The sequence below is a fragment of the Amazonocrinis nigriterrae CENA67 genome (genome assembly GCF_016056305.1).
GTDB lineage: Bacteria > Cyanobacteriota > Cyanobacteriia > Cyanobacteriales > Nostocaceae > Amazonocrinis > Amazonocrinis nigriterrae.
This window is the reverse complement of sequence record NZ_JAECZC010000046.1, coordinates 31751-51113: the sequence shown is the minus strand read 5'-3', so window position 1 is coordinate 51113 and position 19363 is coordinate 31751. Positions and strand designations below refer to the sequence as shown.

Here is a 19363-nt window from a genome sequence, read left to right as displayed (position 1 = left end):
CCATCCCCCAATCCCCCATCCCCCCATCTTTCCTAGAAGCTTTGGGATAGAGTAGATATCGTACACCAAACTGGGTTCCATCCTCCCTCAGAAGGAGTTTTTCTGATCAACTATTTGGTGACAATTTCGCACACCTGACCAAGCAGCAAAGACTTAGCTCTCGTCTGGAATCATAGCGCTATTCATCTGCTGATAAGTAAAGATGTAGATAAATCTTGCTATACAAAATTTTACAAAAGTTTATTTAGCCCTAATATTTGTCGTATATTCGTAATGTTTGATCAACAAGGAGTTACGAATGTTCACATTGGAGGCACAGAAGTCACTGAAAATCCCGCCCAAGGAATTTTTAGCGCCTCCTGGTGATTTCAATCCCACATTGTTACTGTTTTTAGCAGCCGTGGCAATGCTGGTAATATCTAATTTTGGTTATTGGCTTTGGCAATGGCCGCACTGGTTGTGCTTTAGTATTAACACCATCGCCTTACATTGTGCGGGAACGGTGATTCATGATGCCTGTCATCAATCTGCCCATCGCAACCGAGTTATAAATGCAATGCTAGGTCATGGCAGTGCTTTGATATTGGCTTTTGCCTTTCCAGTGTTTACACGAGTGCATTTACAGCATCACGCCCATGTCAATCATCCCAAAGACGACCCAGATCATTACGTCTCTACAGGGGGGCCGCTGTGGTTGATTGCAGTGCGGTTTTTATACCACGAAGTATTTTTCTTTCAGCGGCGACTGTGGCGCAAATATGAGCTACTAGAATGGTTTATCAGCCGTTTGATAATTGGTGTGATTGTTTATATTTCAGTTCAGTATCACTTTTTGGGATATATACTTAATTTTTGGTTCATCCCAGCCTTTATAGTGGGCATAGCACTGGGCTTATTTTTCGATTATTTACCACATCGTCCCTTTGTGGAGCGCGATCGCTGGAAAAATGCCCGCGTCTATCCTAATCCAATTCTGAATATCCTGATTTTAGGACAAAATTACCACTTAATTCATCATTTGTGGCCTTCCATACCTTGGTATAATTATCAACCTGCGTATTATGTGATGAAGCCACTTTTAGATGAAAAAGGATGTTACCAAACTTCAGGACTATTACAAAGAAAAGACTTCTTTGAGTTTGTTTACGACATTTTTTTAGGAATTAGGTTTCATCACCACAAAGAATAACCTAAATTATTTACCAACAAATTCAAGCCATATACCATTTTACGAAAATTCTGATACACATACAGGACTTACGCAAAAACTCTTTCAAACCCTCTTTCCTTCGTGTCCTTTGTGTTCTTTGTGGTTCGTTATTGCATGACCTGTGCGTAAGTCCTGACAGTATGAAAAAATGCCATAATCTCAGATTAACTCGTCATCTAACGCTTCAGTTTCGTAGAATCACTTAGTGGAAAACCTTTAGATAAAGACTTGTGGAAGCAAGTTTTAATTACAAATGGGTATAAACACAGTGTATATCTATCTAGTGGCGGTAGAATAAGGTAATATCAACTAGGTTGTTGTGGAGAACACTTATGAACCGCAAACCCTACTCAACTGAATTAACAGATAAGCCAGCAGATAATCTGACAGAGAAATCAAAGGTAAAAATTGGGATTTGGAGTGCCCTTGCGCTTATAATTACTAACTTAGTTGTAGTAGGGATTGTAGCGTTTTTAATCCACAGAGATAGTGTACAATCTCAGCCTAATCAATCAATAATTAAACAAAGACAACCATAATCCTCAATTAAAGTAACTCCAAGAAATAAATTATCTTGCTTTAAGTTGATGACTTATAACTGTCAATTATCACTAGAAAGCTAGAAAAATTACAATGGCATATTTTTATAAAGCGAGTTACTGAAGTGATTTCTTGGGTGTTTGAATTCGTAAGTTTTCAATTTTCGGATCAGGGGAAATAATCTGTACAAACCAGTAACTCACAACCATTAGAACTAGCCCAGAGACAGCACCTACTATCAAGCCAATCAGCAAAGGAGATTTCTGAGAAATAATCGAAATATTAGTCTTGCTTGTTTGATTATCTAAGAGTGATGATGATAGATGCTCACCAAAAATTTGATTAGTATCTTTTCCTAGCGATGGGGTGTAAGACTGTAATATATTAGGGGCTAATTCCTGCATTGGCGGGTAAATATTAGTTATTGGTAAAAGCGTATCTGGTAGCATATTATCGCTAGTTTGGTTGCTTACAGTGGATGATACATTGCTTTCAAAAGATTTATTTGTGTCCTGTTTGTATGAGAAAGTTTGAGGATTGAATGTAGTAGAATTGAACTCCTGTTTCGCTTGGTATAAATCGCTAATTGACCAAAGTGCTTTCAATGCTTCTTTTGCCGATTTATATCTGTCTTGAAAGTGATAGCGCACCATTTTGTTAAGTACCGAAGCTAACCCAGGACTAACTTGCACCAAGTTTTGCCAAATAACTTCACCTGTATTGGGATCTTCTGGTAGTTGTGTTGGATGTACACCCGTTAGTGCTTGGATACCAATCATCCCCAAAGCATAAATATCACTATTAGGGTGCGGTTTGCCTCGCTGTTGCTCATTAGGCATATAGCCTGGTGTACCGATCGCGATCGTGGTGTATTGTTCAATGGAAGTAAAGATCGAGGTTTCTCTTTGACCTATGATCAATTGATTCCAAATTGGCTTGACAGCACCAAAATCAATCAGCACTAAGCGATTATCCTGCTTGCGTCTAATGATATTACTCGGCTTGACATCTCGATGAATTAGCCCGTAACTGTGAACAAAATCTAGGATGCCTAAAATCTCTTGCAGTAGTTGAAAAACTTTGGTTTCAGACCAACAGCGACCACGGGACAGTTCCTCGCTGAGGGGATGCCCTTCAATGAACTCTTGTACCAAATAGAATTCCAGATTATCTTCAAAATCAGCCAAAAGATGAGGCACTAAGTCAGAATTGCTCAGTTGTTTGAGGGCTTCTACTTCTCGGTTAAATAAGCGCCTACGGATTTCTACTGGTATAGAATATCTATTCCTTGGTAAGAAATGCTTGATAACACGGTTGGGACGATGAGAGAGGTAAGTGTCTTCCACCATGTAGGTATGACAAAACGCACCTTCACTTAAAACTTTAACAACCTGGTAGCGCTCTCCTAGTAACTTGCTGCCTAACATGTTACATTGTCCCTAACGGCTGCATTAAGTAACTTTACTTAAAAAACTTGTGTGCGTGCAAAATCAAAATAATATATCGTTTTTAATTAGGAAGCTAGTTGTAAATTGCTGAAAGCCTTATCTGAACTTCATGAAGAATGCGTTAAGCAGTTGCAAGAGGTTTAGACAAAGGGTGAAATGAGCAGCAGTTCAAAAAGTTCCTCTTGAGCTGATCTTATCTTGTTTAAGACCGATTTTATAATCAGGAAGACAAAGATGACTAATGATAGCAGAAAAAGTGTCTCACTTAGCCAAGACGCTATACAGATGATCAGAGGTTTGGTGATTGGCGAACTAGTCACAATTGCAATCATTGGTGGACTTTGGTTATGGCTAAGACCTCGCCTCCAGGTCGATAAGGGTGCTTTCTCTTCCTCAAGTCAACATGTAGAAAACACTTCTTTTGCTGCTGGTTCCAGTTTTAAATTCGTTACAGATGTTCCCAGTGGTTCCTTCAACTACGGTGGAAGTACTGCCTGGGCACCCATTAGGCAACTCGTAGATTCTCAGATCCAGTTTACTCGCCCAGAGCTACAGTTACGCTATGTAAATCCCACAAAGGATAGCCCTGGTTCCGGATCTGGTATCCGTATGTTGCTTGATGGTAAATTGGATTTCACAGGGTCTTCTCGACCCTTGACATCTGAAGAACAAGAAATAGCTCGCCAGCGAGGTTTTACACTTGAGCAACACCAGATTGGTATTGACGGCATAGCAGTAGTGGTTAATCCAGCCCTTGAAGTGGCAGGTTTAACTGTAGAGCAATTACAGCAAATTTATCTCGGACAGATTACTAACTGGAAGCAGGTGAACGGCCCAGACCTTCCTATTACCCCTTTTTCCCAGTATCCAGAAGATGCCGACGTGCTATTAGTTTCTGGTAAGCAAGTTTTGGACAAGCAAGCCCTCGGCTCTAATGTGCAGTATGTCTACTCTTCCACAGAAGCGCTGCGGCGTGTCAACCAAACTCCTGGCGGTGTGTATTATGCTTCTGCTAGAGGAATAGTGCATCAATGCATGGTCAAGCCTCTACCCCTTGGTTTTACTTCTGGTCAACTCATTCCCCCATACCGTGAACCCCTAGTACCAGCAAACCAGTGTCCGCAAAAGCGCAATCAGTTCAACACTGAAGTCATCAAAGATGGTAGTTATCCAGTTACCACAAAATTGCTTGTGATTATTAAGCAAAACAAAGGTAGGGAGCAACAAGTCGGAGAAGCTTATACTAGATTTTTAGAGACCGAACAAGGGCAAAAGGCGATTGAGCAAGCTGGCTTTGTGCCAGAAAAAATTCAGAAGCCAGTAGCTTGGAACCGAAGGCATTAAGGGACTTCCAAATCAAAAAATATCCCACTGTTCACAGTTAATGGTCAAAAGTTATGAGTAGGGGCAGGTTAATAAATATTGTTTCTGATTAAGCGAGGATATTTGTGAACCCGCCCCTAATTTCACTGGGATAAATTATTTCTTGGAGTTCCCCAATCATCCGGTCTATACTTACCATGTGCTATAAATTTTTACATGGAATTTACGTTAGGATTTTACACTTTTGACTTAACTGCTGGTTGTGATGCTTGTAATGACTGAGGTAAACTCCAGTCTGGACGCAAATTTCTGGCGTGGCGCAGATAGATGTGGTGAATGAGGGTGGAAGTTGGTAGATAAGCATGGATTAAAAACCGGATGCAGCGCTGTAAACTACCCTCAACGTGCATTTGCTGTACATCTAACATGGCCACATTATCCCAACCAGGACGCGCTCTAGCGATCGCAGCTGGAAAAATTGCATCCAGATCCTTTGTCACCGAGAAAGTGACACTAATCATATCCTCTGGCTGGAGTTGATTTTGCCTTTCTAATTCATCTAATAACTCCGTTACAGATTCTCGGATTGCTTCAATGGTATTCTCTGAAACGGTTGTTGCTCCGCGAATAGCCCGCATTTGCCACTCCACGCCAAAATCCTCCTTAATTTAGTAATTAGTCATTAGTCATTAGTCAGTAGTCAGTAGTTAGTAGTGAAAAACAACTAACTACTGACTACTAACAACTAACAACTGACAACTGACCATTTATGGTCGATATAACCACAGTGGTAAACCACTGGTAGACATTTCAAATTCGAGCCAGTCAATACCTGCGCCTAGTCTTGACGAAACCTGACGACTTCCAGGCAAAACACGACTCAATAAAGGTTTCCGTTCTTCTAGCGTATAACAAGGTGTTTTGTCAGGATCAAGATTAACCAATTCTGCCGTCCAGCGACGTGCATCTTCTTCTGTTCCCAGACGGTCTACTACACCCAATTCTAGAGCTTGTTGTCCGGTAAAAATCCGACCATCAGCGAAACTTTTCACAGTTTCTACAGCCAAAGAACGTGCCTCAGCTACTGTTTGCACAAATTGCTGATAACTTGTGTCAATCAACTCTTGCAGAATATTTTCTTCTGGTTCGGTTAATTCCCGGTCGAATGCCAAAATATCTTTGTAGGGGCCGGATTTAATGACTTTGAAAGAAACACCAATTTTTTCTAATAGGCGTTCTAAGTTATTTCCCCGCAAAATTACACCAATGCTACCCGTGATTGTCCCTGGGTTAGCCATGATGTGTTCGGCTCCCATGCCGATGTAGACACCACCAGAAGCTGAAATATTGCCAAAGCTGGCAACAATTTTGGTTTTTTTACGCAAACTCTTGAGGGCACTGTAGATTTCTTGAGAATCTCCAACTGTACCGCCAGGACTATCAATGCGTAGAAGTAAAGCGGGAAACTTTTTTTCTTCTACGGTTTTCAAGGCTTCTAATACGCGTTTGCGAGTAGAACCTGCGATCGCACCAGTAATTTCAATCCGGGCAATTTGTTTACGAAACTTGGACTTGAAAGGCCAAACCATGAGTAGTTAAAAAACCTCGTAATAATCTCAATATAAAATGCCCAGCGGTCAAATGACCTACTTTTGTTTGTTCTATTCAGAAAAATCAACAGGCATTGTACTATTCCGAATTTTAATTAAATTTTTAGTTTTTGCGTGTCAGTTGATTTGCCATTATCAACCAACTACTCATCGAATCCTTGAGAGAATGTTATGTCAAGTCGTTTTGAATACTCTTCTACTCGATTTCAGGGAGTAAGGAGTTACGAGTAGGGAATAGTGTCAAACAAAAAATATAGGGTTTTAAGCTTTGTTGTAACAATGTTTTGCTCTTGATTATGCCCGCAAGCAAAATTATTGATACTTAATAAATAAGCTCTCAGGTTTTGAGACCACAGAAAATACCAAACCCTAAGTTTATACACAAAGGGTCTAGATGTATTGAGGTCTGCTGATTGAAGACTAGCAACAGTAACTTATATATTGTTGAATGCGTCTTGTCTCCAGAGTTACAGTTTCCTCAATCCATACTCCAACGTGAGCAACTGAAGCCTTAAGCAAGAGATGATTATATTTATAAATTCTTATGTAATCAATGCATTTATATAAAAATTCAAAAATGCTAATTCCTATTCAGTTGTGGCTAGAAGTATCTTCGACTCTTCATTAATCGTTAACAGCCAAATGATCGCCTTTGACTCACTTATGAATCTATGCGTAAAATTTGACACCGATAGTAAGCGTACGTATCAAATAATGCACCCACAAAACTACAAGTCAAGCTAATCACAACTATGCCATGAAAGGCGTTTCCGCTGCCAAAGATAGAGAGAAAATGTACTATACGAGTAGCACTGATTTCACTTGCTGCTTGTAACCACGGTATGTAGCCCATAAGAGTTAAAACCAGCAATAAGCCGCCAGCTAAGAACATGGGAGCGGCAAAGCTGAAAATAATCGTGAGTAGCAGGGAACGTAGGAAGTTAGTAAAAATGCTCATATAGGCAGACTCCACAAATTAACAGAACAACAGCCGAAAAGTTAAACGTCATCTTCTACAATACGTGCGATCGCTCCATCGCAACCAAGATGTCAAAAATCTTAAGTTTTCATTAAAATAAACGGTTACTTATTACACAAAATGCATTTGGTTCCAATCAGTTCCAAAATCTATAAAACCCTTGCAAAATCGTGCTTAGTCTCTAAGTGACTTTGCAGCAAGCCCTGAAAACATAATCTCAGCCCAGCTGTATTTTCTGAGAGCAGCTTTAATTTAAGTTAATGTTTTGGCAGCGGATGGGGTGCTTTCGGTGCAGGGGAGCAGGGGAGATGAGGGGGATGAGGGCGATAATTCTTTACTCCTGACAACTGACAACTGACAATTGACTAATAAATTCCGCTATCCTTAAAGGCAGTTACCGAGTTAGCTAAAGAACATTGAGCGAGACTACATCCAAATCCAGTTTAGGGGCATGGAGTCAGCGGTTGCTGGCAGCGATTTTTTTAGGTGGACAAGTAATAGTTCACTTACTAAAGGGCAAAATCAATTGGCGCAACACTTTAGAGCAAATGGCAACAGTTGGGCCAGATTCTGTTTTTATAGCCTTATTGACAGCTGTTTTTGTCGGTGCAGTGTTTACCATTCAGGTGGCACGGGAATTTATCAACTTTGGTGCCGGCAATATTGTCGGCGGAGTATTGGCAGTAGCATTAACACGAGAACTTTCACCCGTGCTGACTGCGGTCGTTTTAGCCGGACGAGTTGGTTCTGCCTTTGCAGCGGAAATAGGTACTATGCGGGTGACAGAACAAATCGATGCCATGTTGATGTTAAGAACTGATCCAATTGATTACCTAGTTATCCCACGCTTACTTGCTTGTTGTGTGATGTTGCCAATTTTAACTCTTCTGTCTTTGATCACAGGTATGGCAGGAGGATTGATAATTGCAACAAATATTTACAGTCTCTCCGACACCGTATTTCTAGATTCAGCTCGTAACTTGGTAGGCATCTGGGATATTTGTAGCGCCATGATCAAAGCATGTTGCTTTGGCTTATTAATTGCCGTAATTGGTTGCAGTTGGGGCTTGACGACCACCGGAGGAGCCAAAGGCGTAGGACAATCAACTACAACTGCTGTTGTTACGGCTTTGCTGATTATATTTATTAGCAACTTCTTTCTTTCATGGTTAATGTTTCAGGGAACTGGCAGCGCACTTTTGCAAGGGTTTTAGAACAGGGAGCTTTCGGTGCAGGGGAGCAGGGGAGCAGAGGAGCAGGGGTGCTTTCGGTGCAGGGGAGATGGGGAGATGGGAGAATTATTCTTCACTCCTAACTCCTAACTCCTAACTCCTAACTCCTAACTCCTAACTCCTAACTCCTAACTCCTAACTTCGCGCCTCCTAACTCCTAAAATAAGAAAGATGTTTAGTAATAAAGTAGGATTTGCAGCTATGAGCAGTTCATTTGCGCCTAACTTGGCATCAACCGTGGAACTCAAACCTAGCTACAATATCCCTATAGTGTTGGTGATTAGCGCTATCCCACTACTGATTGTGCAACCTCTAGTAGGAGGGGCGATCGCATTGCTTGGGTTATTTCTTTTGTTTCAAACTGTAACTTTGCGTTTGCAATTTACCGCCACAGATTTAGATCTTTACAGAGGCGAAAAATTAATCCGGCGTTTCCCCTACCGAGAATGGCAAAATTGGCGTATTTTCTGGAATAGATTTCCTGTCTTATTTTATTTTAAAGAAATCAACAGCATTCATTTTTTACCGATTTTGTTCGACCCCAACACCCTAAAAACTTGCCTAGAACAACGTTGCCCACGTATTTAGCAAGTAATTAAAGTAACTAATTACACATAGTATATACGAGGACTCAGCACTCAGCACTCAGTACTCAGCACTTTCTAGCCAAGTCAGTTGTATATTGCTTAAAGCTATTTATTCGCGCCATAGGAATTGCACTATTATTTATGAACTCCGAGGAATCTCAAACCCCAGAACCAATTGATGAGTGGTTAGAGCAAGAACAAGAACAAAACTCTATAGGTGAACATCCTTTAGAAAACTCATCTAGAGAGTCAGTTCTGGAAACAGAAGGGCAAACTTCATCAGTTGAGACACAACTAAATTACGCAAATTCTCAGCCTTCCACCTCAAATACTGAAGTGGCAAATTCTGGTGAAGAGCCAGATGCTGAGTTTGCTGTACAGTCAGAAGCGGAAACTGCCGCCTTGGGGTCAGAAACAGAATTAGCATCAGACAATAATTCACTATACGCACAAGCAGCACAGCGAGTGGCAGAGTTGCAACGTACTGAAGCAGCTCTCAAAGAAGAAATAGCCAACTTACAAAATTCTTACAAAGCTCTTCAAACACAAGTTAGTGAAACTCAAAACTCACTGGGACGAATTGTGCAAGAGTCACTAGTGCAGTTAGAACAACGCAAACAGACGTTGCAAATTGCTGTAGAACAGCTAGAACGCCGTCAAGAACGTATTCGCAACGAAATGCGTACCACTTTTGCCGGAGCATCCCAAGACTTAGCTATTCGGGTACAGGGCTTTAAAGATTATCTTACGGGTAGTTTACAGGATTTGGCAGCAGCGGCAGAGCAGTTGCAACTAGTTCCTGCTATCACAGAACGCGAAAAACCAACTGTCAAAGAAACTAAGCAAGCTGAACCCCAGCCAGCAATACCACAGTTTGCGGCACAGCAGTTTCAAGATACCACAAAGCAAATTCGCCGCTTAATAGAACAGTACCGCAGCCAACCAGATTATTATGGCCCCGCGTGGCAACTGCGCCGCACCTTTGAACCCGTCCACGCCGAACGAGTTTCTAATTGGTTTTTTACCCAAGGCGGACGGGGTGCTTTGCGGACGATGGGTAGCCGCTTACAGAATATTTTGATTGCTTCAGCAGCAATTTCAATCCTACACAAGCTGTACGGCGATCGCGTCCGTACACTAGTTTTAGCTAATACACCAGAACGCCTAGGTGAATGGCGGCGTGGTCTGCAAGACTGTCTAGGCATAGGTCGCCCAGACTTTGGCCCTGATCGTGGAGTAGTATTATTTGAAACGCCAGAAGCTTTAGCGCAGAAAGCAGACCGCTTAGTAAAAGCCAATCAATTACCTTTGATTCTGATTGATGATTCTGAAGAGCAAATCAGTCTAGCACTGCTGCAATTCCCGCTGTGGTTAGCCTTTGCCCCAGACCCCAAAACAGTGAGAAATTATGATAATGATTTTTGAGTAGTCAACAGTCAACAGTCAACAGTCAACAGTTAACAGTCAAAAATTTTAGGGCCATAGACTATAGACTATTGACTATGGACTATTGACTGTTTTTAAATTTTTATGGCTATTTGGTTAACTTTATCTGGGGTAATACTGCTTTTAGCTTACTTGCTGGGTTCTTTTCCCACTGGCTACATAGCTGTCAAGCAGTTAAAAGGTATTGATATTCGAGAAGTTGGTTCCGGTTCCACTGGTGCAACTAATGTCTTAAGAACTTTGGGCAAAGGGCCAGGAGCATTCGTTTTAGTAATTGATAGCTTGAAGGGAGTATTAGCGATCGCTCTCGTTTACTGGTTATTTAACTTTGCTGAGAGTCAAAATTTAATCCCACCACAGGTAGATGTCAAACTGTGGCAACCTTGGTTAGTAACTCTAGCTGGTTTAGCTGCCATCCTTGGACACAGTAAATCGATTTTTTTGGGCTTTACTGGCGGTAAATCTGTTGCTACCAGTTTAGGAATTTTGTTAGCAATGAGTTGGCAGGTAGGTTTAGCAACAGTGGGTGTGTTTGCTGTAGTAGTGGCGATATCGCGGATTGTATCTTTAAGTTCCATTGCAGGTGCGATCGCTGTTTCCATTTTCATGCTAGTTTTCCACCTACCATTACCTTATGTGCTGTTTGGTATTGTCGGTGGTTTGTATGTAATTTTGCGCCACCGTGGTAATATTGAGCGACTGCTTGCTGGAACAGAACCAAAAATTGGACAGAAGTTAGCAACCGAACCAGAACAAACTGCATAAAATCCGAAATGCCTACATATAGACTTGTAGTTCGCTACTAGAGGTCAATTAAAAATTATGTTGGCAAATACATTACAAAAAACTTTATTCGCAGCAGCTACAGCGTTATCAATTATACCTGGGTTGACACAGGTTGCTCAAGCTCAGTCTACCCCAGATTTGTATGGAGCGATCGCTTACTCCTCCTCAACAAGAGTTTACGCCTCAGCAACAGGTTCATCACGCCAAGAAGCCGAAAGAGGTGCGCTTTATAATTGCAAACAACAATCTCGCGCTCAAGATTGTTCAGTACCATTATGGTTTAAAAATGCTTGGGGAGCCTTAGCAGTTGGTTCTAACGGTGCTTATGGTACAGGTTGGGGATATGATACCACACAGCCAAGAAAAGGTAGAGCGATCGCAGCGCGGTATGCTCTACAAACCTGCAAAAATTATGGTGGTGTAAATTGTCGAGTTGTTTTCACCAGAGAAGCTAGATATCAATTAATTGATAACGGCCCAGTATTAATTCCAGTCAATGAGTAAAGCTTGAAATATGAGCATCCGATATTCGTGTAGCTTTCGGTTTTCCTCTACACTAACACTATCATTTCAGGCAGCAATCATTATAATGCCACTTTTGGTAATCAACTACTGATGAACAATAATAGTATTGTAGTTAATTTCCATTAACGAATATTGCTGGAATAGTTCATTTAACTGGGGTAGGTTATTTATAAATAAAGTTATAAGTTCTGCATTTGTGATGTTGCCTGTAGTTACCAATAGAAGCTTATAAGGTTCTTGGGAAATTATAAATGAATCAAAAAAGTCTCTATCTTTAGTCACAACAATATGATTTTTTTGAATTGAGATAGCATTAATTTCTACATCAGTTGTGATATTTTGTTTTGGTAAATCTTGGGTATGAATGGTATCATAACCGACTGATTGCAAAAGCCGCGCTAGACGTACTGGTAACTATGCATCTACTAGAAAATTCATTTAACTACGTTGTAGATGCTTTTCACTTGAGTCAAACGAGGTGCAAATAACAAAGCAGCAAGAATATCGTCGCGTTCTAAATCATCATAATCGGCTAGTATATCATCAATACTCATACCAGAACTGAGTAATTCCAGAATAAACTCCACAGGATAGCGCAGTCCTCGAATACAAGGTTTACCATGACATATATTCTGATCTATTGTGATTCTTTGTAATCATGTATTTTCCATAATTAGTGACAACTTGTTGTACTCAAATGTTTTTATAGTAACTAAGCTCAATTCAATTTGAAGATTTTTAGCAATTTTGGGGAATACTAAAAGCAAGCAATCTCTAACAAAAGTTACTTAAATGGCTTTGTGGCGACTTTCATTATCATCTTGTTTGGGCGACAAAAGAACGTCAGCCACTAATTTTACCCGAACGTGAAAGCCAGCTTTACAATTATATCATTGGCAAAGCTGATGCGCTTGGTTGCATTATCCATGGAATGGGTGGTACAGACAACCACGTTCATTTAGTTGCTTCTATTCCACCTAAACTTTCTATCTCTGATTTTGTGCAAAATATTAAAGGCAGTAGTACTCATTATCTGAATCATGTTTTGCCTTCACAAGATTTATTTTGCTGGCAACGCGGATATGGTGTTTTTTCTCTAGGAAGCAAACAACTTGAGCAAGCTGTTATGTATGTAAAAAATCAAAAAATGCATCATTTAAATGGAACAATAATTGCATCGTTGGAACGTCTTCATCACGAAGATGATGCACCAAAACCCACTCATATTAACTAATGATACTTATTTCATAACAGTCAGCTTTAGCTGAGTTGAGCTATTAGCCTCAGAATTAATTCTGAGGCGGACTTGTGGGTAAAGCCAACATTCAGTAATCACATTGGAAATCTTGCATCCAACCGATTACCCGCCATAGGTTAGAAACCTATGGCTAATAGCAAAAGTCATCTTGAAGATGACTAAAACAATAATGATTCATTACCTCGCTACTAAAGATGCGTAAAATGGGATGGCAAAAACCTACTATTTCGTAGGTGCAACCAAAGTAAACACCGTAATTTCAGGACGCGCAAAAAATCGCAAATGCAGTCCTGTCATTCCTAACCCGCGGTTAGTGTACAAAAACATATTTCCTACTTGATATTTTCCCCAGTAATATTGTTTACCCCAAGGCGGTAAAACCGGCGGCTTGAAAAAAGGTAAACGCACTTGTCCACCGTGAGAATGTCCCGATAACTGCAAGTCAAACCTTTTTGTAGCAGCACTGATATTAACAAAGTCTGGTTCGTGTGCTAGTAAAATAGCCCCTCCCTCATTGGGTAACTGCTGCATAACTAAATCTAAACGGCCTTTACCCATCCCCACATCATCTACCCCAGCGATATGCAGCATTGCACTACCCCGCTGGATGGTGTAAACATCATTACTAAGGAGGTATACACCGCTTTGTGTTAGTACTTGTATAATTGCTTTAGTGTCGTTCTCGTGGTCATGATTGCCTAATACTGCCACAGTCTTGTCTTTGGGTGTGAGTTGAGCTAAAGGAACCCCAAGAGAAGAAATTAAGCTTGGCGAATGACGAGTGATGAAATCCCCTGTAATTGCTACTATATCTGGTTTCTGGCTATTGACTAGGTGGACAATACGCTGTATTCGCTGTGGAGTCATCCATTGATCGCGATGAATATCGCTGATTTGCACAACGCGATAGCCGTTAAATTCTGATGCCAAGTGCGGTAGAGTCAGTTGTAAAGATTTAACCTCAATCCAATTCGGTTCAATCAACTTGGCGTACAGTAAGGTACATAAGCATAACAAAAGACACCATCCTAAAAATCGCCAGGCTGATTTACTGGCTTTTACAAGCCACTTACGATTTCTCAAGGCACAATCTCCTTTGATGTGACTGCCAGATTCTCCGTTATCCTATTCCTTTAAATTTGACGGATAATCATCTTTGGGGTTGAGAAATTAAATACAGAATTAAAGTAGCTAAAATAAAGAGATGTGATATACTACATCTCCTACTTATCCTGGGTTTATGGGACTGCCAATTGTTGCAATTATCGGACGCCCGAATGTGGGCAAATCCACCCTGGTTAATCGTCTCGCCGGGGAACAAACGGCGATTGTCCACGATGAACCGGGTGTGACACGCGATCGCACTTATATGCCGGCTTACTGGCGCGATCGCGAATTTTTAGTCGTAGATACAGGCGGTTTGGTATTTAACGATGATACCGAATTCCTGCCACTGATTCGCCAACAAGCATTAGCCGCCCTCACCGAAGCCAGTGCTGCTATTTTTGTAGTAGACGGTCAAGCTGGCCCAAATTCGGCTGATTTAGAAATAGCCGAATGGTTGCGTACTCAACCAGTACCCGTCTTACTGGCTGTGAATAAATGTGAATCTCCAGAACAAGGCTTAATTCAAGCTGCTGAATTTTGGGAATTAGGATTGGGTGAACCTTACCCCGTCTCCGCCATTCATGGTAACGGTACAGGAGAAATCCTCGACGAGTTAATTAAGCACATTCCCACAGTCGAGGAAATACCGGAAAATAATGAAATTAAAGTGGCAATTGTCGGTCGCCCCAATGTAGGTAAATCAAGTTTACTGAATAGTTTTGTGGGAGAACAAAGGGTAATTGTCAGCCCGATTTCTGGTACGACCCGCGATGCAATTGATACTGTAATCGAACGAGAAGGGCAAACCTATCGCTTGATTGACACCGCAGGTATTCGTAAAAAGAAAAACGTAGACTACGGCCCGGAATTCTTTAGCATTAACCGTGCCTTCAAAGCGATTCGTCGTGCCGATGTGGTTTTATTAGTATTAGATGCCCTTGATGGAGTGACTGAGCAAGACCAAAAATTAGCAGGACGAATTATTGAAGAAGGTCGAGCTTGTATCATCGTTGTGAATAAGTGGGATGCAGTCGAAAAAGACTCATACACAATCTACGACTACGAAAAAAGTCTGCAAGAACGGTTACATTTTACCGAATGGGCAGAAACCATTTTTGTCAGTGCTTTAACAGGACAACGGGTAGAAAAGATTTTAGAATTTGTCAATCAAGCCGCTGAGTCACACAAACGCCGTGTCAGCACGTCAGTTATTAACGAAGTATTAGAAGATGCTGTCAGCTGGCACTCCCCCCCAACCTCGCGCGGTGGTCGTCAAGGTAGAATTTATTATGGTACGCAAGTGAGTACGCAACCACCAACGATCGCTTTATTTGTCAACGACGCCAAACGTTTCAACGACAACTATCGTCGATACATAGAAAGGCAATTTCGTCAACAACTAGGATTTAAAGGTACTCCCATACGCTTACTCTGGCGTAGCAAAAAAGTCCGAGATGTGGAAAGTGGTAGCGTTAACCGAGCAACTCGCGTTTAATCAAGTTATGAGTTAGGAGTCAGGAGTTATGAGTTAAAGTCAAGATTCCTAACTGTTAACTTTTAACTGCTAACTCCTAACTTTAAAATGGATTTACTGCGATCGCTACCACTAGGACTATACTTAGAACAGCCGCAAACTTGGCTACATAAACTCGATCCACGAGTCAAGATTGCTTGGTTGATGAGCTTTTTGACTAGCTATAGTTTTGCCACCAACGAATGGCGCATATTGCTGGTAGTACTGTTGATTCTTTTTACCTTATTTGCCAGAATACCTAGGCGAGTGTGGCAGCAACAAATGGGTTGGCTGTTGACACTCTCATTTTTAGTTTTGATTATTGGTGCAGTTAGTCCTGATGGATTAGGTATAGATTATCAGCCGCGCTTACCTGCTAACGAACAAGTCTTGACTCAACCAGCAAACGCTAAGAATTCTCAAGTTGTCACAGAACCAGCAAGTGATCATAAAAAATATAGTTACATTTTGTTTCACAAAGGGCCAGTCAAAGTCACTCGCCGTTCTTTAGATTTAGCAGTGCGCCTGAGTACGATTTTGTTCACAGTGATATATAGTACTAACCTTTATCTACTGACAACCGCACCAGAAGAAATTACCTCTGCTATTGAAAGCTTGATGCAGCCACTGCGACGGTTAAAGTTACCTGTAACTGAAATTACTTTGACTTTAACTTTGTCCTTGCGGTTTATTCCCCTGGTTTTAGAAGAAGTGCAAAATTTAGTTCGTTCTGTGATGACAAGGGCGATTAACTGGAAAAAGCTAGGGTTGAAAGGAACAGTGAAAGTTTGGATGATAGTAGCAGAGCGATTGTTAGAGAATCTGTTATTAAGAGCAGAACAAATGGCTAATGCTATGATGGTGCGAGGTTTCACCAGTCCTAACGAACATCGAGTCAAATGGCATGAATTACGTTTAAAAGCGTGGGACTGGCTAGCGATCGCAACTTTAACCCTATTTTGGGGAATCAGGGTAGTTTTAGGAAATCAATTTTAAATATTGGGCATTGGGCATGGGGCAGGGAGCAGGGGAAGCAGAGGAGCAGGGGAACTCGGGGCCCCCACGACCGAAAGGGAGTGGGGATTAGGGGCACAGGGGAGCAGAGGAGCAGGGGAGAAATAAATCCTAACGACTGACAAATGACAACTGACAACTGACAAACTTGGCTATTTTGCTCCGTCAAGCGATAATTATGGCAACATGGAGAGAAGTTAGAGCAAACAGAAGTATGAGAGTCGGCTTTTGGCCTGGAAAATTTCAAAAGGTATATCTCGTTGTCACTGAGAGCTTCAAACAAGAGCATAGAAGTTTTTCTGTATCATCAATGGCAACTGAGTATGAATCACCAAGGCTAAATCGGGATATCGATCAACAAGCTGCTACTTTGTGAGTTCTGCTTTACAATGCGTGTCTACCCTTTGCAGCTGGGGTTGTCGAAACAGTTCTTTTGCATTGGGAAAACTCTTTGTAGAAGAAAAAGCTTGGTAACACACAAACCGTCGCTTTCCTCACTGTTAGCCTCATCTGCTCATTAGCGACTAGATCAAGGTCTTCTGAACCATTATTAAACGGCAAAAATTTACGACTTACGCATGGGAAATGATAAATCATGGGTTTGGGCTGGATATGGGGAAGCCACTGCGCGATCGCGCTTTGCCTAAGACCGCAGTGGCTCCCCTATTCCATATTGCCAACCTCAACAAATAATCTAGCTGCGTAAGTCCTGAAATTGCTGAGTTTCGCACAACTATGCACAAATATTCGGGCTAAAGAAAGGTATTATCGTCTGAATATATGCCCTCAACTGCGAAAAGAGATATATACTCCTACCTTGACTATTAAATGAATCCAGAAAACTCAGAGACTTACATAAATCATCCTACTTGGGGTTTGCTTTATAGAATCTGTATGGTTGACGAAAACCAGGATCTATTCACTACACTTTATGCCCAACGTTTGTTTTTTTTGGTGGCAAATGATGTTAAAGGTATTAAATTTCAACCTATAGGACGTACAGAAGCCAGAATGTTGTTGGAAAATCGTTTGCGTACCCTGCGTCGCAGTGGTCAATCTCAGGAGTACGATCAGCTTCAGAGTGTTTTCCAACGCACCTTCCAATGACCAGTTCCATTAGCGAACGTATTACCACTATTCGCGCCTCACTTCCGCCTTCAGTACGATTGATTGCTGTTAGCAAGCAAGTACCTGCTGAAGTTATTCGCTCTGCTTATGCTGCCGGAATTCGTGATTTCGGCGAAAATCGTATCCAAGAAGCTGCCAGTAAACAAACCGAGTTGCATGACTTATCGGATATTACCTGGCACTTCATTGGACATTTGCAAAGTAATAAAGCCAAAAAAGCCATTGAGCTATTTCAGTGGATTCACTCTGTAGATAATTTAAAGCTCGCACAGCGATTAAATCAATTAGCACAAGAGCTAGGAGTGCATCTCCAAGTTTGCCTACAAGTGAAAATTCTCCCAGACCCTAATAAGTCGGGTTGGAGTGTGTCAGAACTATTAGCTGATTTACCTGCACTCAATCAGTGTAAAAATTTACAAATTCAAGGTTTGATGACAATTCCGCCTTTAGGATTAAATGATGCGGAAAATCTCAGTGTATTTAATAGCACTTATCATTTGGCCAAAGAAATTGAGTCACAAAATTGGCCTCATATTAAAATGCAGCAATTATCAATGGGTATGTCAGGCGACTACCAGCTGGCAGTGCAAGCTGGGGCAACGATGGTACGATTAGGAACTATATTGTTCGGCGAGCGCACCTAGGGTACAAGGTCTTTGAGTTGAGTTGTAGTATTAATACACCTAGGATTAACTACGGACGACCAATACTAGTTACTTGTGTTTTATATTACTATTTATTTACTATGAACAAAAGTAAATAGTAAGAAAAAAGGCGCTAAACTCGTCTTGGTTTCGGACAATCATTAAGATATAATCTTGACTCATTATTGTATCTAGGTTAATCTACAGGCGTTCCCGTAAGCGCTATTTCATCACCAATAGCTGTAATAGAGGCTACAAACAACGATAAAATTACTAAATTGTCCGCCCTTTGTAGCGTCAACAGCTGGCTACATCAGCTAATAGCCATATCAATAAGGTAATTTGTACTAGGAGCGTAAACAATGAACAATATATTTTCCAAGCTTAGAGACTTTGTAGGTCTAAACGAACAAGTTGAATACGAATACTACGAAGAAGAGCCAGATACAGATAACTACCAAAATCTGTATCAACAAGAGAATCCCCAGCCAGCACCAGCAGAAGCTACTGCTCAAAATAGACGTTGGCGAGAACCCGCGCCTACAATGGGTGATGATGTAGCAACCGGAACCAAGTCTACAATGGGGAATGTAATAGGTATGCCAGGAGCAATTAACGGAATTTCAGAAGTATTAGTACTTGAACCACGTACATTTGAAGAAATGCCCCAAGCAATTCAAGCATTACGTGAGCGCAAGTCAGTAGTATTAAATTTAACTATCATGGATCCCGACCAAGCACAGCGAGCAGTAGATTTTGTGGCAGGTGGGACTTACGCACTAGATGGACATCAAGAGCGTATCGGAGAAAGCATCTTTTTGTTTACGCCGAGCTGCGTGCAAGTTAGCACTCAAGGTGGAGTTATTCATGAAGTACCACAACCGCCTGCTCGTCCTTCACGTCCTGCTGCAAATTCGGGCCAAACCTGGGGCAACGAACCCAACCGGATGGCACAATAAAGTTAAATTAGTTGTTAGTCCTTTGTCATTTGTCCTTTGTCCTGATACAAATGA

General features: G+C 41.3%; 20 protein-coding genes and 2 pseudogenes. 15 read left to right on the top strand and 7 right to left on the bottom strand.

The window, feature by feature from the left end; translation table 11 throughout:
- The first annotated feature begins 298 nt into the window (after nt 1-298).
- Together crtR and I8748_RS20570 are read left to right on the top strand one after the other, a co-directional pair.
- Complete coding sequence (crtR, locus tag I8748_RS20575) at nt 299-1189, top strand: beta-carotene hydroxylase (RefSeq protein ID WP_198126413.1); 891 nt, start codon at nt 299-301, stop codon at nt 1187-1189.
- A gap of 353 nt (nt 1190-1542) precedes the next feature.
- Nucleotides 1543-1749: a hypothetical protein gene (locus I8748_RS20570; protein WP_198126417.1), complete on the top strand. Its 207-nt coding sequence runs from the start codon at nt 1543-1545 to the stop codon at nt 1747-1749.
- A 117-nt stretch (nt 1750-1866) separates the two neighbouring features.
- On the opposite strand, the gene I8748_RS20565 is transcribed toward I8748_RS20570, so the two are convergent.
- Nucleotides 1867-3177 (bottom strand): serine/threonine-protein kinase, encoded by a 1311-nt coding sequence (locus I8748_RS20565; RefSeq protein ID WP_198126412.1) that lies wholly within the window; start codon nt 3175-3177, stop codon nt 1867-1869.
- 255 nt (nt 3178-3432) lie between these two features.
- Between I8748_RS20565 and I8748_RS20560 the strand changes: the two genes are divergently transcribed.
- Complete coding sequence (locus I8748_RS20560) at nt 3433-4542, top strand: PstS family phosphate ABC transporter substrate-binding protein (protein ID WP_198126411.1); 1110 nt, start codon at nt 3433-3435, stop codon at nt 4540-4542.
- Nucleotides 4543-4757: 215 nt separating this feature from the next.
- Here the strand turns inward: I8748_RS20560 and aroH are convergent, their stop codons facing one another.
- The 3 genes from aroH to I8748_RS20545 all read right to left on the bottom strand — a co-directional run bounded on the left by aroH (nt 4758) and on the right by I8748_RS20545 (nt 7089).
- On the bottom strand, nt 4758-5159 hold the full coding sequence (gene aroH / locus I8748_RS20555) for a chorismate mutase (RefSeq protein WP_214662679.1): 402 nt from the start codon (nt 5157-5159) through the stop codon (nt 4758-4760).
- Between the two features lie 129 nt (nt 5160-5288).
- Nucleotides 5289-6110, bottom strand: coding sequence for a signal peptide peptidase SppA (gene sppA, locus I8748_RS20550; protein WP_198126409.1), 822 nt, complete (start codon nt 6108-6110; stop codon nt 5289-5291).
- 682 nt (nt 6111-6792) lie between these two features.
- Nucleotides 6793-7089 carry a hypothetical protein gene (locus I8748_RS20545; RefSeq protein WP_198126408.1) on the bottom strand — a complete coding sequence of 99 codons (297 nt, stop codon included), beginning with the start codon at nt 7087-7089 and terminating at the stop codon, nt 6793-6795.
- 437 nt (nt 7090-7526) lie between these two features.
- Between I8748_RS20545 and I8748_RS20540 the strand changes: the two genes are divergently transcribed.
- The 5 genes from I8748_RS20540 to I8748_RS20520 all read left to right on the top strand — a co-directional run bounded on the left by I8748_RS20540 (nt 7527) and on the right by I8748_RS20520 (nt 11665).
- A complete protein-coding gene (locus I8748_RS20540) occupies nt 7527-8324 on the top strand; it encodes an MlaE family lipid ABC transporter permease subunit (protein WP_198126407.1) in 798 nt (265 codons plus the stop codon).
- Nucleotides 8325-8513: 189 nt separating this feature from the next.
- On the top strand, nt 8514-8930 hold the full coding sequence (locus tag I8748_RS20535; RefSeq protein WP_198126406.1) for a DUF3119 family protein: 417 nt from the start codon (nt 8514-8516) through the stop codon (nt 8928-8930).
- Nucleotides 8931-9070: 140 nt separating this feature from the next.
- Nucleotides 9071-10354, top strand: coding sequence for a DUF3086 domain-containing protein (locus I8748_RS20530; protein WP_198126405.1), 1284 nt, complete (start codon nt 9071-9073; stop codon nt 10352-10354).
- Between the two features lie 105 nt (nt 10355-10459).
- Nucleotides 10460-11140 carry a glycerol-3-phosphate 1-O-acyltransferase PlsY gene (gene plsY, locus I8748_RS20525; protein ID WP_198126404.1) on the top strand — a complete coding sequence of 227 codons (681 nt, stop codon included), beginning with the start codon at nt 10460-10462 and terminating at the stop codon, nt 11138-11140.
- Nucleotides 11141-11197: 57 nt separating this feature from the next.
- Nucleotides 11198-11665, top strand: a complete 468-nt coding sequence (locus I8748_RS20520) for a DUF4189 domain-containing protein (RefSeq protein ID WP_198126403.1) — start codon at nt 11198-11200, stop codon at nt 11663-11665.
- Between the two features lie 105 nt (nt 11666-11770).
- On the opposite strand, the pseudogene I8748_RS20515 reads toward I8748_RS20520, so the two are convergent.
- Nucleotides 11771-12088, bottom strand: a pseudogene (locus I8748_RS20515) (DUF5615 family PIN-like protein); the annotation flags it as partial.
- Nucleotides 12089-12120: 32 nt separating this feature from the next.
- Nucleotides 12121-12333: a DUF433 domain-containing protein gene (locus tag I8748_RS20510; RefSeq protein WP_198126416.1), complete on the bottom strand. Its 213-nt coding sequence runs from the start codon at nt 12331-12333 to the stop codon at nt 12121-12123.
- Nucleotides 12334-12478: 145 nt separating this feature from the next.
- Here I8748_RS20510 and tnpA point away from each other — a divergent pair.
- A pseudogene (gene tnpA, locus I8748_RS20505) lies at nt 12479-12920 on the top strand (IS200/IS605 family transposase).
- A 246-nt stretch (nt 12921-13166) separates the two neighbouring features.
- On the opposite strand, the gene I8748_RS20500 reads toward tnpA, so the two are convergent.
- Complete coding sequence (locus tag I8748_RS20500; RefSeq protein ID WP_198126402.1) at nt 13167-14027, bottom strand: metallophosphoesterase; 861 nt, start codon at nt 14025-14027, stop codon at nt 13167-13169.
- 157 nt (nt 14028-14184) lie between these two features.
- On the opposite strand from I8748_RS20500, the gene der reads away from it, so the two are divergent.
- The 6 genes from der to I8748_RS20470 all read left to right on the top strand — a co-directional run bounded on the left by der (nt 14185) and on the right by I8748_RS20470 (nt 19309).
- On the top strand, nt 14185-15546 hold the full coding sequence (gene der, locus I8748_RS20495) for a ribosome biogenesis GTPase Der (RefSeq protein WP_198126401.1): 1362 nt from the start codon (nt 14185-14187) through the stop codon (nt 15544-15546).
- An 87-nt stretch (nt 15547-15633) separates the two neighbouring features.
- A complete protein-coding gene (locus I8748_RS20490) occupies nt 15634-16560 on the top strand; it encodes an energy-coupling factor transporter transmembrane component T family protein (RefSeq protein ID WP_198126400.1) in 927 nt (308 codons plus the stop codon).
- 196 nt (nt 16561-16756) lie between these two features.
- The gene (locus tag I8748_RS20485; RefSeq protein ID WP_198126399.1) at nt 16757-16954 is read left to right on the top strand and encodes a hypothetical protein; all 198 of its coding nucleotides are present in this window, start codon (nt 16757-16759) and stop codon (nt 16952-16954) included.
- A gap of 452 nt (nt 16955-17406) precedes the next feature.
- On the top strand, nt 17407-17685 hold the full coding sequence (gene pipX, locus I8748_RS20480; RefSeq protein WP_096556082.1) for a transcriptional coactivator PipX: 279 nt from the start codon (nt 17407-17409) through the stop codon (nt 17683-17685).
- On the top strand, nt 17682-18350 hold the full coding sequence (locus I8748_RS20475) for a YggS family pyridoxal phosphate-dependent enzyme (protein ID WP_198126398.1): 669 nt from the start codon (nt 17682-17684) through the stop codon (nt 18348-18350). Before pipX ends, I8748_RS20475 begins: the two co-directional genes overlap by 4 nt.
- A 362-nt stretch (nt 18351-18712) precedes the next feature.
- Nucleotides 18713-19309, top strand: a complete 597-nt coding sequence (locus I8748_RS20470; protein WP_198126397.1) for a cell division protein SepF — start codon at nt 18713-18715, stop codon at nt 19307-19309.
- Nucleotides 19310-19363 lie beyond the last annotated feature (54 nt).